Source organism: Synechococcus sp. W55.1 (genome assembly GCF_047461655.1).
Classification (GTDB): domain Bacteria; phylum Cyanobacteriota; class Cyanobacteriia; order Thermostichales; family Thermostichaceae; genus Thermostichus.
Window position 1 is genome coordinate 16,266 of the sequence record NZ_JANSHN010000021.1, and the last position, 13,586, is coordinate 29,851.

Genomic DNA, 13,586 nt, shown 5'->3' on the forward strand with positions numbered 1-13,586 from the left:
CGAGGCAGCATTCGCGAAGTGCGCTGCAGGCATATCTCCTTATTGAGTTCTCCTCGCGGGGTTTCCCACCAATTGGCTAAGCTGGAGAGGCAGGTACATCAAAACTCCTCTAAGCCAGAACCCAAACCTCAATCCAACACAGCGGGATCCCTTGGCTAGTTCAGAGTTTGCCCTGGAGCAGTTGCTCTTTGCCCCGGCTACGCCCGACCCCGACGCGGTGCGGGTGATCTATGCCTTTCCCAACACCTACGCAGTGGGGATCACCAGCTTGGGCTATCAAGTCATCTGGAGTCTGCTGGCCAGCCGCCGAGATGTGGCCGTCTCCCGCCTCTTTACGGATCTGGCTGAACCCCTGCCCCGGGAGCCGGAGCTGTTCGGCTTTTCCTTGTCCTGGGAGCTGGATTATGTCCATATCCTGGCTCTGCTGGAACGGCACGGGATCCCTCCCAGATCTGAGGAGCGGGAAGAAGCCCACCCCTTGGTCTTTGGCGGCGGCCCGGTACTGACGGCCAACCCTGAGCCCTTTGCCGAGTTTTTTGACCTGATCTTGCTGGGGGATGGGGAAGGTCTTCTGGAGAAGATGATTGAGATCTATCGGCAGGTGCGCCAGGGATCCCGGGCTGAGCAATTGCAGGCGCTAGCGCAGGTGCCAGGGATCTATGTGCCCGGCTTGTATGAACCCCAATACCGGGAGCCCGACGGCCCGGTGGAGAAGGTGCTCCCCAAAGTGGCCGGGATCCCTAGCTCCATTCGCAAACACACCTTCCGCGGCAACACCCTCTCGGTTTCCACAGTAGTCACCCCCAAAGCGGCCTGGGAGAGCATCTACATGGTGGAGGTGGTGCGCAGCTGCCCGGAGATGTGTCGGTTTTGCCTGGCCAGCTATCTCACCCTGCCTTTCCGGGTGGCGGATGTGGAGGGGCATTTGATCCCGGCGGTAGAGCGGGGGCTGCAGGTCACTCAGCGGATTGGGTTGCTGGGGGCTTCTGTAACCCAGCACCCCCAATTTGAGCAGTTGCTGGAGCACTTGGCCCAGGATCGCTTCGAGCAGGTGCGTCTCAGTTTGGCCTCGGTGCGCACCGCTACCGTAACCCCACGTCTGGCGCAGGTACTCTCCCGCCGGGGCAGCCAGTCCATTACGGTGGCCATCGAAAGTGGCTCAGAACAACTGCGCCAGATCATCAACAAGAAGTTAAGCAACCCGGAAATCTTGGCAGCAGCAGCCCACGCCCAGGCTGGAGGTCTGAAGGGCATTAAGTTCTACGGCATGGTAGGGATCCCGGCGGAAACCCAGGCAGATCTGGAGGCCACAGTAGCCCTTTTCCAAGAGCTCAAAAAAGCGGCTCCCGGCCTGCGCCTAACGCTGGGGTGCAGCACCTTTGTGCCCAAAGCCCACACCCCTTTTCAGTGGTACGGAGTGGATCCCCAAGCCGAGAAAAAACTGCAGTTTTTCCAGAAACACCTGCGTCCCTTGGGGGTGGAGTTGCGCCCGGAAAGCTATAGCTGGTCGGTGATCCAAGCCCTCATCTCGCGAGGGGATCGGCGGGTGGGAAAAGTCTTGCAGTTGGCGCGGGACTTTGGGGAATCCTTGGGGAGCTACCGGCGGGCTTTCAAAGCGCTTAAAGGGCAACTGCCGCCTCTGGATTACTACGTGCACAGCCACTGGGATCCAGGGGATCCCTTGCCTTGGCAACACATCGAAGGGCCCCTCGCCCCAGAGCGACTGTTGCAACATCGCCAGGAAGCTCTTTCTGTTCGCATCCCTTAGAGATGTCTATTGGGGTTGTTTGCAGGCCGCAATGCTGCTGGCAATGACCGCCTCGGTTTCGGCCAAGCCTTTCCAGCCCAAGATCTGGGTTTCTTTCTTTTCCAGGCGCTTGTAGGTGGCGAAAAACTCCGCGATCTCATCCAGGCGGTGCTGGGCGATGTCTTCCAGCTTGGTCACCGAAGCATAGCGGGGATCCTTAGCAGGCACACACAGCAGCTTCTCATCGGGATCCCCGCCGTCGATCATCTGCAACATGCCCAAGGGGCGCACCGTGACCACACACCCTGGGAAGGTGGGCTGATCCATGATCACCAAGCCATCCAAGGGATCCCCATCCCCGGCCAGCGTGTTGGGCACAAAGCCGTAGTCATAAGGGTACTGCACCGAGGAGTAGAGCACCCGATCCAGCGCCATTGCTCCCATGTCTTTGTCAAACTCATACTTGTTTTTGCTGCCGCCGGGAATCTCAATCAAGAGGTTGAGCAAGCCGGGCTTGGGTTGGGCAGGGATCCGCGACAGGTCGATCACAGCAAGTACTCTCGGATTGGGAGATAGACAGCCAGAGTGTATTTTGACATACTCCTTGCCCCAAAGGACAGAGACTCTTGACACTTCGCCGGGAACAGTTCACGTCGGCGGGACGGAATCCTCAGCCAGCTTCCATTCTCTCCACCCACGTCTGGCTCAACGCTGGGAGACGCCCCATCCTCGGCAAGAGACTTGGTTTTTGTCTCCTCCTTTCGCTCAGCATGCTCAGAGCTGTCTTGGAAGGAGAGGATTCCAGATCCGGTTTTTTTGATCGACTTTGATCAGCTTGGACATACTCCCCGGGCAAGATTCGAACTTGCGACCAATCGGTTAACAGCCGACCGCTCTACCGCTGAGCTACCGAGGATCAAGCGTTTCTCATCATAGGGGAAGAAAGGACTGCTAGGCAACTGCCGGCGGGGGGTTCTTGTTGGGCCTTGGGATCCCTGTTCAGTGGAGCGGGCTTGATTTTGCTCAATTGCTCGCCTTTCTCAGGTCTATCTGACGGATCCAGGGGACAAACCCTGAAAACGCCCTCGTCAACCGAACGGAAGCCATTACAATGGTTACGGACATTTGCCAGCGCCCCTCATGGACTTCGGAGTCGGATTTCTCTCCAACAACGTCATGCTGCCGATCCTGGATTTTTTCTACGGGATCGTGCCCAGCTATGGACTGGCCATTATCTTCCTGACGTTGGTGATCCGCTTTGCCCTCTACCCGCTCAATGTGGGATCCATCCGCAACATGCGACGCATGAAGGTGATCAGCCCGGTGATGCAGCGGCGGATGCGAGAACTCCAGGAGAAATACCGAGACGACCCGCAGAAGCTTCGGGAAGCCCAGGCCAAGCTTTATACCGAGCTGGGGGCCAATCCTTTGGGGGGCTGCCTGCCACTGCTCATTCAAATGCCGGTGCTGTTTGCCCTGTTTGCCACCCTGCGGGGATCCCCTTTTGCGGCAGTAACCTACGATGTCAACTTGCAGATCCTGCCGGCGGAAGTGGCGGCTGAGGTGGTACCAGCTCCCTACGTCAGCCCCAGCAAGAACATTTTTGTCACCGACTCTCTCCACAGGCCAGTGGTGCTGGTGGAGCCCAAAGGCACCAAGATTGCCGTTGGGGAGGAGGTGCAATTTCTGCTTCAAGGGCCGGGGGGCAAACCTTTTGAGCAGTTGGTGGCCGAAGCGGGCGGGGATCCCAGTCTGTTACAGCCCACCTGGAAGATCACCAAAGGGGAAGATCGTGCCCAGATCAAGCCGGATGGCACCTTGCTGGCTCTGCAGCCGGGGGATGTGACCGTGCAGGTGTCCATTCCCGGTTTGGCCTCTGACACCGGCTTTCTGTTCATCGACAAGTTGGGCCGTGTGGGGGCCTTCGACGAAGATGGCACCATCCACTGGGATATCATCGCCATGATCGTCATCTTTGGGGTGTCCATTTACTTGAACCAGTACCTGACGAACGTTGGACAGGATACGGGCAAAGAAGACCCCAGCCAGAGTTCCATGGCTCGCATCACCCCTGTGCTGTTCTCGGCTATGTTCCTGTTTTTCCCTTTGCCGGCAGGGGTTTTGCTCTACATCCTCGTCTCTAACATCTTCCAAACGGTGCAGACCTTCCTGCTCTCGCGGGAGCCGTTGCCGGAGAACTTGCAGCAATTGGTGGAAGAGGAGCGCCGTCGGGCTGCCCAGGCGATCACGGTGGAGGCCAAGGAAGTGGAAAAATCGACCAAGCCCAGAGCAGCCAAGGAGGGACGGGAATCCTTGCCCTTTGAGCCCTAGGGGATCCTCGCTGTTGGGGTGGACTTGTGGTGGAGTGTTGATACCTCTTCAAAGTTGGAAGCTGCCTAGGATGAGCCGTCCTAAGTCTTCTACGGGATCTGCTGCTAAGAAATCTGAGGGAACCGTTGCCCCTTCCTCAAACAAGCCCACCTTTGCGGCCAATCAAGAGCGAGCCAGGCAGTGGTTACAGCAGGTGCTGGTGGCCATGGGGATCCCAGCGGCGGTGCGGGTGGTGGGGGAGGTGCTGGAAATTGAGGCAGACTCTTTGACCCCAGCTCAGAAGCAGCTGCTGTTGGCGAAAGCCCCCCCCTTGCCCTCTCCATCTTCCAGAGATTCCCCTCAAGAGGAGGATCGCTCCCCCGTGGTGCTGGATGCGTTGCAGTACCTGGCCAACACCCTTCTCAACCTGAACCAGCCGGAAGACCAGCAGCAGCCCTACATTTTGGATTTGGACGGCTATCGGCAGCGGCGTTTGCAGGAGCTGAAGGTTTTGGTTGCCGCTGCTGTGGAAAAGGTGAGGGCCACTGGCCGGGAATACGAGTTTCCCGATCTCTCGGCTGCCGAGCGTCGGCAAATTCATACTCTCTTGAATGACCCTGCCTATGCCGATCTGGAAACTTTCAGCCGTGGCAAAGAGCCTGACCGGCGCTTGGTTATCCGTCGGGCAGCTTCCCCATCTTGAGAGTGGGCAGAGGGCTGGGAACAAGTTGGCCCTCTTGCTACGGTGACGACAGGGATCCCTGCTACCCAAAACGCGTGAAGGGGGGTGCCATGCTGAGGCCAATTCGTCTATCGGATCTGCGGCAGATGCCCGGTCAAACCCAAGAATTGCAGTTTAGGCAGTTTTTTTCGGGCTTTGAGAGTTTGACCCCTGTGGAGGGATCCCTGGAAGTCAGCCATCGGGGCCATTTTCTCGAAGTGAGTGCTGAAGCTCGTACCATTGTCACCCTCACCTGCCACCGCTGCCTACAGCAGTTCAACCACCGGCTGCACCTGGAAGTTGAGGAGATCATCCTGATCCGGGATCCCGAACCTCTCCCCTTGGAGCTGGAATTGCAAGACGAAGAAGATCTGCTGGAGAGCCTGCCCTCCAATGGTGAGCTGGATGTCGAAGACTGGATGTACCAGCACCTGCATTTGGAGATGCCCCGCCAGTTGCCCTGCCGTCCCGATTGTCCGGGCATTGCGGTGGAAGCTACAGCACCAACGGCGGATCCCCGCTGGGCAGCCCTAGCTTCTCTCCTGGAAGACTCTCCCTAGCTTTTTTGATGTTGCGCCCACAAGTTCTCTGGCGTTTTGCTCGACCCCACACCGTCTACGGCACCAGCGCCAGCGTGGTGGGCCTCTACCTGTTGGCGGGGTTTGTGGCTGCCGGATCCCTGCAACCGGTTCTCTCGGCGCTGCCCCAGTTGGTCTGGGCTTGGGCGGCCTGTCTGGCGGCCAATGTCTACATCGTCGGCTTGAATCAACTGACGGATATTGAAATCGACCGCATCAACAAGCCCCATTTGCCCTTAGCTGCTGGATCCCTGAGTTGGCGACAGGGGGTGGGGATCGTCGTGGGTTGTGGGGTGGCGTCCGTCCTGCTGGCCATGGCCGGGATCCCCTACCTGCTGCTGACGGTGCTTTTGAGCAATGGGATCGGCACGGCCTATTCGCTGCCCCCCTTGCGGTTGAAGCGTTTTCCGCTGGCAGCCTCGGCTTGCATCTACAGCGTGCGGGGTTTGATCGTCAATTTGGGCCTTTACAGCCATTTTCAGCAGGTGATGCAGGGAAGGGTCGAGCTTTCGGCTGCGATTGTTTGGCTGACGGGGTTTATGTCGATTTTTGGGCTGGTGATCGCCCTTTTCAAAGATATTCCCGACATGGAGGGGGATCGCCAGTTTGCCATTGCCACCTTCTCGCTGCGCTTTGGGCCAGGGCGGATCTCAAGGTTTTGCATTAGCATTTTGGCCTTGTGCTATCTGGGATTTATCGGGGTGGGGATCTCTTTTCTCCTTGCGGGCAACGGCCTCTGGCTGTTGGTGAGCCATGTGTTGGGGCTGGGGATCCTCTTGGGCTATGGTGTTCATCTGGATCTCAACCGCCGAGATGCGATCGTTGGCTATTATCAACTGATCTGGAAGTTGTTTTACTTGGAGTATTTGCTTTATCCCTGGGCCTTTTTCTCTTTTTTCTAGAGCATTTCTTGAAGCTGCAGTCGCTTCAAATTAGGGTGGACACCTGAGCTACTGATCGCGCCAGCGGGACGGAGTCCTTGAAAAGACTTCTGGCCCTATGCATTATTGCTCTACAACACTGACGCGACCAACGTTTCGGGTGTGGGCACAGTATCCTAGTTTGAACCAAAATGAGCATAACGATCTCCCAAAACTCAGGCAAGAAAAACCTAGAGATACCGCGTCATTTGCACTCGAAAGCGGCCTTTTTTTGTTTCGGCTACCTCTTCGATTTGCAGCCGACCCCGACCTCGAATGGCAATCCAATCCTGAGGGCCAACGGTGTAGCTGGCTTGGGTAATGGGCTTCCAATTGACCCGCACTTCCCCCCGTTGGATTTCTTCCACCATCTTGCTGCGGGAGATGCCAAACCCAGCTGAGGCTACCGCATCCAGGCGCAAAGAGGCTTCCACGCTGGTGATGGATTTGACGCGGGGGGGTTGAATGTTCAACTGGCTCAGGGGGATCCGGCTCACTTTGACAGGCACTGTGCGCACCTGAGTCAGGTTTAGGGTGAGGTAATCCACCATTTCGGGCACAACGATGGCCTGGGCGCCTGAGTCCCCCAACAGGAGGATGTCTCCCACTTTCTCGCGGGCGATGCCGGACGCCAACAGGGCTCCCAGAAAATCGCGGTGGGTGGCCGGGTCGAAGAGAAAGTTGCCCTGAATCTGAATGGCGGCCAATGGGATCCCTTCTTGGTCGGACTTTGGATCCCGGACATCTAGGCCCACCTCAGAGCGAGCTAGGGCCAAGCGCTGGCGCTCTGCTTGAGGGTACCCTCCCCAGGCCCCCACTTGTAGTTCGGTCAAGTTGCGCAGCCGAGCTTGCACCTCTGCTATTTCCGGTGGCGAGAGGAAGTCGCTCCAGACCACTTGCCAGGTTTTGAGAGCTTGCTCTCCCAAATCCAAGACCCGTGCCAAGGTTTCTCGATGCTCTGCCCCTCGCAACAAATCGGCTCTGGGTAGCATTTGGGGTGCTTCGACCTTTGTAGTTCAGTCCCGTTTTTCCCATGCTAAGCTAGATAGCCGGAATCGCGGCGGGCGTAGCCAAGCGGTTAAGGCAGAGGATTGTGGATCCTCCATTCGTGGGTTCGAGTCCCATCGTCCGCCCTCGAGGGAAATCGCGAAAATCCAGTCAGGGCAAGGGCTGCAGAGGCCAGTCCATCTATCTAGACCCTGACAAACGAAAACAGACAACACCCTATCTGGACGCAAAAATCGTGAAGGTATTCGTCAAGGTGATCTGGAGCACCTGCCTCTCCCTCTCAAAACAAGCTCTGCTGTGGTCTTTCAGGTTAGGGTGAGCTTCTGGCCCCCTGCATTATTGCTCCGCAACGCCGACGCGAGCAACGTTTTGGGTGTGGGCACAGTATCCTAGTTTGAATCGAAATGACCATGACGCTCTGCTTGCGGATGGACTCACCAGGACTTTGTCCCGCTATCGCGAACACAGCTCAAGATTAGGGTTCCCACTTCGTCAATGACACCTGTCCAACCGGCTTCGATCACCGCCGTTGCCTCCGGCATCTCGACAATTGCCGGCCCGCGCAGTTGAAACCCCACATCCATGCGCTGCCGATCGTAAACCGGCACCAGGCGCATCCTGCCCCCAAACCATGCCTCTCGCCGACCCTTGAGGGGATCCCCTGGCAAAGGGTGGGGTGCAGTCAAAGGCACGGTGGGTAGGGCCTGCACCGCCTGTAGACGCAACTGAATCACCTCCACCGGCTGGGCCAAATCCTGCCATCCATAGCGTTGTCGGTGGGCCTGGTGAAACTGTTGCTCCAGATGAGGAATCGGATCTGACAACTGCACCGGGATCTCCAACTCAAAAGACTGGCCGCGATAGCGCAAGTCCAAGCTGAAGTGCAGCGCCGGATCCTGCAGATCGGCTCTCGCCTGGCGGATCAGGGGTTCTGCCCATTGAGCCAGCAGGGATCCCCCTGAAGCGGACGTGAGCTGCCGCAGAGGTTGGAGGATGGCCCGCCGATAGTCTCGCCGCAGATCTGCCAAAGCCATTCCCAGCGCCGAGAGCACCCCACAGGCAGCCGGGATCAAGATCGTGCGGATGCCCAGCTCTTCTGCCAAAGCACAGGCATGCATGGGCCCGGCTCCGCCGAAGGCCAACAGGGCAAAATCGGCGGGATCCAAACCCCGCTCCACGCTGATCACCCGCAAGGCCCGCGACATGGCGACATTCGCCAAGGTGCGAATGCCAACGGCAGTTTCCTGCAAGCTCAAACCCAAGGGATCCGCCAGCGTGGCAATAGCCTGTTCCGCCAGCTCCCGCCGTAGCTGCACCGAGTTGCCCAGCCGCCCGCCATCCGGCAGGTACCCCAGCCAGAGGTTGGCGTCGGTAACCGTCGGAGCTGTTCCCCCCCGACCGTAGCAGGCCGGCCCAGGGTTGGATCCGGCACTCTCTGGCCCCACCTGGAGCCCACCGCCGGGCAGCAAATGGGCCAGGGATCCGCCGCCGGCACTGACGGTGTGGATGTCAATTTGGGGCTGTTGCACGGGCAAGCCGCACACCACCGCTGCGGGAGTAACCTGGGGGATCCCATCTTGGATCAAGGCCACATCTGTGCTGGTTCCCCCCATATCGAAGCTGAGCAAGTGGGGGTAGCCACTCAGCCGACCCAGATAGGCCGCCCCGTAAACTCCGCCTGCCGGCCCTGAGAGCAAAGCCACCGAAGCATGGGCCGCCGCCTGAGCAATGGAGGTCACCCCGCCGGAAGACTGCATGATCAAGGGCTGGGGGATCCCTCGCTCCCGACATCCTTGGGCCAAGCGGTGCAGGTAGCCCGCCAATGCCGGGCTGAGGTAGGCATCGATGGCGGTGGTGCTGAAGCGCTCGTATTCTCGGAACTCCGGCGCCACCTCGCAAGACAGGGAAAGGTGCAGATCGGGAAAAGCCTGCCGCAAGGCCGTCCCCAGCCGCTGTTCGTGCTCCGGGTAGAGAAAAGAAAACAAAAACCCCACCCCAATAGCGCGGATCCCATCCCGCTGCACCCGTTCCCCCACCTCCTGCACCACCCGCCGGATTTCGGCATCGGTGAGCGGCTCCAACACTCCGCCCGCGCTGCAGCGCTCCTTCACCTCCAGGCAATGGTGGCGGGGCACCACCGGCTCCGGCTTGGGCTGCGTCAGGTCATACAGAGAGGGGCGGTTTTGACGGGCAATGGACAGCACATCCCGGAAGCCCGCCGTGGTTAGAAACAGGGTGGGGGATCCCTTGCGCTCCAGCAGCGCGTTGGTGGCCACCGTCATGCCATGGCAGAACAGGTCAACCCGGAGCTCTCCTTGGAGCGCCCCCAGCTTGTCCAGCGCCGCAAAGACTCCCTCCTCAGGGCTGGGGGTAGACAGCACCTTCGCCGTCTGCATCTGGCCGTCGCGCAGGAGCACCAGATCGGTAAAGGTGCCCCCCACATCGATCCCCAGGCGGGCCAAGCCTCGGCTTGCTTCCGTCTGATCCAGATTGGCCGGATCGAGGTTGCTACCCAACGCTGATGCGACCATGGCTTCCATCGTGCATTTCTTTTGCCTTCTTCTGGGGCCAGCCCTTGGTCGGACTATGGCTATGACGCCTGGCTTTTGTAACGGCAGAGACAGGCTGACCGGCGCCCCTTCGTGTAGCGAGTGTAGCTCAGCAACTTCTGTCTTTTTTGGAGTTTGGAATAGTCACCACCTCTAGCTCGGAAGTCCATCGTTGCCTTTCACCAGCCCTGCCCGAACGGCATCCAAGAACTGGCGGGCAGTGCGACCGGAAAAGCCGTTTTGCTGTTGGGCCCAGATTAAGGCCTGGCGGCGCAGGGCATCCAGAGATTGGGTGAAACCCAGCCGCTGGGCCAAGTGTTCTACGGTTGCCAGGTAATCTCCCTGGGTGAAGGGGGTGAAGGTGAGGGTGAGGCCGAAGCGATCCCGCAGCGACAGCTTTTCCTGGACCGTATCCCAGGCGTGGACTTCTTGATCTTGGGGATTGGGACGGTCGCCAAAAAACTCGCGGATGAGATGGCGGCGGTTGCTGGTGGCATAAAGGCGCACGTTGGGGGGCGGCGCAACGAGATCCCCCTCCAGGAGCACCTTGAGCTGCTTGAACTCGGTTTCCTCTGCCTCAAAGGAGAGATCGTCCACAAACAAGATGAAAGGCAACACCTGCGCCCGCAGCTCTGCCAAAATTTCCGGCAACTGAACCAAGTCAGTTCGTCGCAGCTCCAATAGGCGCAACCCCTGCGGGCCGTAGCGGCGCAACAACGCCTTCACCAGAGAAGACTTGCCGGTGCCCCGCGCCCCGTAGAGCAACACATGCAAAGCCGGATCCCCCCGCAGCAGGGCTTCGGTGTTGGCCGCCAACTGCTGTTTCTGCCGTTCGTAGCCGTAGATCTCCTCCCAGTCAGACAGATCGGGAGCAGGGATCCCTTCTAGCCCTGCTGGCCCCCAGCGAAAGGCCCAGTAGCGACCACAGAGCCCTACCCCCCTTTGGCGGTAGTGGGCAATTAAGGTCTCCAAGCTCTGGCCCCAATCGGCAAAAGAGCGGGGATCCCAGCCGAAGCTGCTGTTGTTTTCATCCGGCCAGGGGATCCCCAGACCCAGCGCCTGCATTTGCTCGGCAATGGTCTCCTGACTATCCGCCAAGGTTTGCAGACAGCGGAGATCGTGGCGGGCCGCCTGCATCAGAGGCCCTGGGATCTCTTGGGATCGCAGCGCCGCGCGGGAAAAGGGGTTATCTGCCCAGCCAATCTCCCGGATCAGCCACTCCCGCCAGCTCAGGCCCTGCCGGGCCAACTGCTCAAACCAGCGCCCGTAGGCCCTCCAGCACGGCAGGGGATCCCCACTCATCAACTGCTGGATTAGCTCCTGCCAGGCTAGGGCTAGGGGGTGGGTGCAGATGTCCCGGAATACCAGCAGCTTGGCCGCTGCTTCTGCTGCTTCTTGGAGGGGGGTCATCGCTTGAAGCCGCTCTAACTTGGCGTTGCTTATCCGCTCCCTAGGGGAGGAGACTGGGGGTAGTTGCGTTAACAACACGGAGCGCTTGAGTTACCTGGCATTGTCCCGCCGGCCCAGTTCATAGAGGCCTCCGCCGACGCAGGCGATCAGGCCGCAGGAGACGGCCCAGCTTTTGCCCAAGGAGATCTCCGTCAGGCCTACCACCAAGCCTGCTGCCAGCAAAAAGGGAAGGGTGCTCAGCAAGGAAGCCAAAGCTCCACTGGGATCCCATAGCAATTGCTTTTCCCAGCTCTCCTGCAGCTTTTGATGCAGCGGCGAAAACCCCCACATCAGTCCCAAGCCCCACAGAGCCGTGGCGGCCCATAAAGAGGGGCGAAGCATCTCCCAGCCCACAAGTCCAACCCCAACGGGATCCACCGGTCAACTCCCAACCCTGCCTTTCTAGGCTAGCGGGATTGGGCCCAATCGGTGGCGGTAATGGTGGTGCCAGGAAATTGAATGGGGTTGCCCAAGCTCTGGATTTGGGCCTGGAGAGCTGGCAACAGCCGCAAATCCAAAAGCGGCTCCTCCACGATCTCCGCCGGGATCAGATCCCGTTCTAGGGCAAAGTGGGCCGTGTGGCCGGCGGCGGTGCCAATGGCCCATTCCACCGGATGCACCCGGTAGGAGGCACTGGCAATGCGGCTGGTGGCGATATTTTTGTTGCCGGCTAGCAGATTGTCAATGCGCTGGGGGATCAGAGCCCGCAGGGGGATCTGGTAAGGGTAGCTGGGGGCCTGCGCGTCTTTGTTGTTGCTGGGGGGCAGGGAAAAACCCGGCAGCAGGCAATCGTGAAAGTCGATGGGGTACTGGCCCACCCCCACCGAGTCGTAGAAGATGAAGGGCCGCCCGCGGTTTAGCTCCGATTCCCGTGTGGTGATGTCCGACTCGTAGATGGTAAATCCTTCTGGGTAGGAGAGGCTGGGCCGACCAATGATGCGCCGCGACTCGCGGATATAAGGGTACTTGGAGAGGCCGCTGGCAGTTCCCATGGGGGTATTGGGCCCCCGTAGGTAGGCATAGCGCAAGTAGAAGTCTTTTTGAAAGTTGGGATCCTCCTGTTGCAGGAGAAAATCCGTCCTTCCCGCCACCAGCCAGTAGAAAAAGCCCTTAGCATGCTGCTCAGCTCGCCGCAGGGCTTCCACCCGCAGGCCCCCCATCCAGCCGCCGGGATCCAACTGGCCTGAAGCCTGCAACTGCTCGTGGGTGAGGATGAAATTCTTATCCGGCCCTGTGATGCGCCAGTCGTTGCCCCAAGTCCAGTTTTGCATTGACTGATCCCCCACCCGAATGGCCTCTTCCCCAAAGCCGAACACCTGCCCCCGGATGCGGCGGTAGGTAAAGACCAGGCCAAAGTTAAAGCGCGGCTGTTCAAAGCTGTAGTAGGGACCGTGCAGTGGGTCATTGTAGAACTCGGGCTTGATGGGGACTTGGGGCACAGCAGAGCGCTCCAGGACAAAGGTGTAGGTGAAGCCCTGGGTACAGTAGGGATCCACGTAGGGCTTGGAGCTGGGTTCCCAGCGGCTTTGGCCATCGGTTCCCAGGCGGTAGGGCACCCGCGCCAGAGGCAGCAGCTCGCCGGTTTCGGTGGCATCGATCACCACCCAGGGCAGGGTTTTCCCCTGGCGTTCTGGCGGCGGCTCAAAGCGCAGGATCTCCTTGTCCCAGTCGTCGGTGGGCTCCAGGCGGTAAAAGTCCAGGAGATAGGTGGACAAATCCCCCCGCTGCTCCGGCTCCACGCCGGCGTGTTTGGGGATGTTGCGAATGGCCTGCACACTGCGGATCTGAGAGTCTTTGATCTCCAAATCCTTCACTACCGTCTCGGTGAACAGCCGCAACTGCCCCGACTGCAGATAGGGATCCAACATCTCCCGAATCACCTGGTGGCCCACCTGAGGGGAAAAGCAGAGCACGCTCACCCAGCATTTGCCCGGATTGGGATCCCCGCCGTATTTTTCCCGTACCCGCCGGCGAAACTCGCTGTAGCCTTTGGGGAAGATGTCATTTTCTCGTTGCAGGGGTCGCTCGTCCAAAGCGGAGACTCCCTGGGCGCTCACCTGCCCCCCGATCCAATCGGTGATCTCCGTCATGCACACCTGCCGGCCCAGTTGCAGCGCGTCATAGGCCGCCGCCACCCCCCCCAGCCCACCCCCCGCGATGAAAATCTCACAGGGGATCCGGGTTTCCGGCAGGGGCGCCGTCGAGGGTTGGGCCAGGCCCGCTCCCGCCCCGAGGATCCCTACTCCCAACGCCACACCGCTCCACCCCAGAAGGTTGACCTGAAGTTTCATCGAATGACCTCTC

11 protein-coding genes and 2 tRNA genes are annotated in these 13,586 nt (G+C 59.5%); 6 read left to right on the plus strand and 7 right to left on the minus strand.

Translation table 11 applies throughout. From position 1 onward, the window contains the following. Nucleotides 1-151: 151 nt before the first annotated feature. The gene (locus NW816_RS10680; protein WP_414409140.1) at nucleotides 152-1,768 is read left to right on the plus strand and encodes a B12-binding domain-containing radical SAM protein; all 1,617 of its coding nucleotides are present in this window, start codon (nucleotides 152-154) and stop codon (nucleotides 1,766-1,768) included. Between the two features lie 6 nt (nucleotides 1,769-1,774). On the opposite strand, the gene NW816_RS10685 is transcribed toward NW816_RS10680, so the two are convergent. Both NW816_RS10685 and NW816_RS10690 read right to left on the minus strand, forming a co-directional pair. Continuing rightward, the gene (locus tag NW816_RS10685; RefSeq protein ID WP_414409161.1) at nucleotides 1,775-2,293 is read right to left on the minus strand and encodes an inorganic diphosphatase; all 519 of its coding nucleotides are present in this window, start codon (nucleotides 2,291-2,293) and stop codon (nucleotides 1,775-1,777) included. 298 nt (nucleotides 2,294-2,591) lie between these two features. Next, a tRNA-Asn gene (locus NW816_RS10690) sits at nucleotides 2,592-2,663 on the minus strand. A gap of 224 nt (nucleotides 2,664-2,887) precedes the next feature. Here NW816_RS10690 and yidC point away from each other — a divergent pair. The 4 genes from yidC to NW816_RS10710 all read left to right on the plus strand — a co-directional run bounded on the left by yidC (nucleotide 2,888) and on the right by NW816_RS10710 (nucleotide 6,258). Next, entirely contained in the window at nucleotides 2,888-4,078 is a 1,191-nt protein-coding gene (gene yidC / locus NW816_RS10695; protein ID WP_414409141.1) for a membrane protein insertase YidC, read from the plus strand. 70 nt (nucleotides 4,079-4,148) lie between these two features. Then, a complete protein-coding gene (locus NW816_RS10700) occupies nucleotides 4,149-4,760 on the plus strand; it encodes a protein jag (RefSeq protein ID WP_414409142.1) in 612 nt (203 codons plus the stop codon). An 89-nt stretch (nucleotides 4,761-4,849) separates the two neighbouring features. Continuing rightward, a complete protein-coding gene (locus tag NW816_RS10705; protein WP_414409143.1) occupies nucleotides 4,850-5,338 on the plus strand; it encodes a YceD family protein in 489 nt (162 codons plus the stop codon). Between the two features lie 8 nt (nucleotides 5,339-5,346). Beyond that, on the plus strand, nucleotides 5,347-6,258 hold the full coding sequence (locus NW816_RS10710; RefSeq protein WP_414409144.1) for a homogentisate phytyltransferase: 912 nt from the start codon (nucleotides 5,347-5,349) through the stop codon (nucleotides 6,256-6,258). 209 nt (nucleotides 6,259-6,467) lie between these two features. On the opposite strand, the gene NW816_RS10715 is transcribed toward NW816_RS10710, so the two are convergent. After that, nucleotides 6,468-7,268, minus strand: coding sequence for a photosystem II S4 domain protein (locus tag NW816_RS10715; protein ID WP_414409145.1), 801 nt, complete (start codon nucleotides 7,266-7,268; stop codon nucleotides 6,468-6,470). A gap of 68 nt (nucleotides 7,269-7,336) precedes the next feature. On the opposite strand from NW816_RS10715, the gene NW816_RS10720 reads away from it, so the two are divergent. Further along, nucleotides 7,337-7,409, plus strand: a tRNA-His gene (locus NW816_RS10720). Nucleotides 7,410-7,718: 309 nt separating this feature from the next. Here NW816_RS10720 and NW816_RS10725 read toward each other — a convergent pair. The 4 genes from NW816_RS10725 to NW816_RS10740 all read right to left on the minus strand — a co-directional run bounded on the left by NW816_RS10725 (nucleotide 7,719) and on the right by NW816_RS10740 (nucleotide 13,573). Next, nucleotides 7,719-9,824 (minus strand): hydantoinase/oxoprolinase family protein, encoded by a 2,106-nt coding sequence (locus NW816_RS10725; RefSeq protein WP_414409146.1) that lies wholly within the window; start codon nucleotides 9,822-9,824, stop codon nucleotides 7,719-7,721. Nucleotides 9,825-9,986: 162 nt separating this feature from the next. Further along, nucleotides 9,987-11,243, minus strand: coding sequence for an ATP-binding protein (locus NW816_RS10730; RefSeq protein WP_414409147.1), 1,257 nt, complete (start codon nucleotides 11,241-11,243; stop codon nucleotides 9,987-9,989). 90 nt (nucleotides 11,244-11,333) lie between these two features. Beyond that, entirely contained in the window at nucleotides 11,334-11,624 is a 291-nt protein-coding gene (locus NW816_RS10735) for a hypothetical protein (protein WP_414409148.1), read from the minus strand. A gap of 65 nt (nucleotides 11,625-11,689) precedes the next feature. Further along, the gene (locus NW816_RS10740) at nucleotides 11,690-13,573 is read right to left on the minus strand and encodes an FAD-dependent oxidoreductase (protein ID WP_414409149.1); all 1,884 of its coding nucleotides are present in this window, start codon (nucleotides 13,571-13,573) and stop codon (nucleotides 11,690-11,692) included. Between the last annotated feature and the right edge of the window lie 13 nt (nucleotides 13,574-13,586).

Coding starts and splice junctions, on each gene's coding strand:
- NW816_RS10710 (WP_414409144.1), top strand. CDS start 5,347: ATGTTGCGCCCACAAGTTCTCTGGCGTTTTGCTCGACCCCACACCGTC.
- yidC (WP_414409141.1), top strand. CDS start 2,888: ATGGACTTCGGAGTCGGATTTCTCTCCAACAACGTCATGCTGCCGATC.
- NW816_RS10715 (WP_414409145.1), bottom strand. CDS start 7,268: ATGCTACCCAGAGCCGATTTGTTGCGAGGGGCAGAGCATCGAGAAACC.
- NW816_RS10730 (WP_414409147.1), bottom strand. CDS start 11,243: ATGACCCCCCTCCAAGAAGCAGCAGAAGCAGCGGCCAAGCTGCTGGTA.
- NW816_RS10700 (WP_414409142.1), top strand. CDS start 4,149: ATGAGCCGTCCTAAGTCTTCTACGGGATCTGCTGCTAAGAAATCTGAG.
- NW816_RS10705 (WP_414409143.1), top strand. CDS start 4,850: ATGCTGAGGCCAATTCGTCTATCGGATCTGCGGCAGATGCCCGGTCAA.
- NW816_RS10740 (WP_414409149.1), bottom strand. CDS start 13,573: ATGAAACTTCAGGTCAACCTTCTGGGGTGGAGCGGTGTGGCGTTGGGA.
- NW816_RS10725 (WP_414409146.1), bottom strand. CDS start 9,824: ATGGAAGCCATGGTCGCATCAGCGTTGGGTAGCAACCTCGATCCGGCC.
- NW816_RS10735 (WP_414409148.1), bottom strand. CDS start 11,624: ATGCTTCGCCCCTCTTTATGGGCCGCCACGGCTCTGTGGGGCTTGGGA.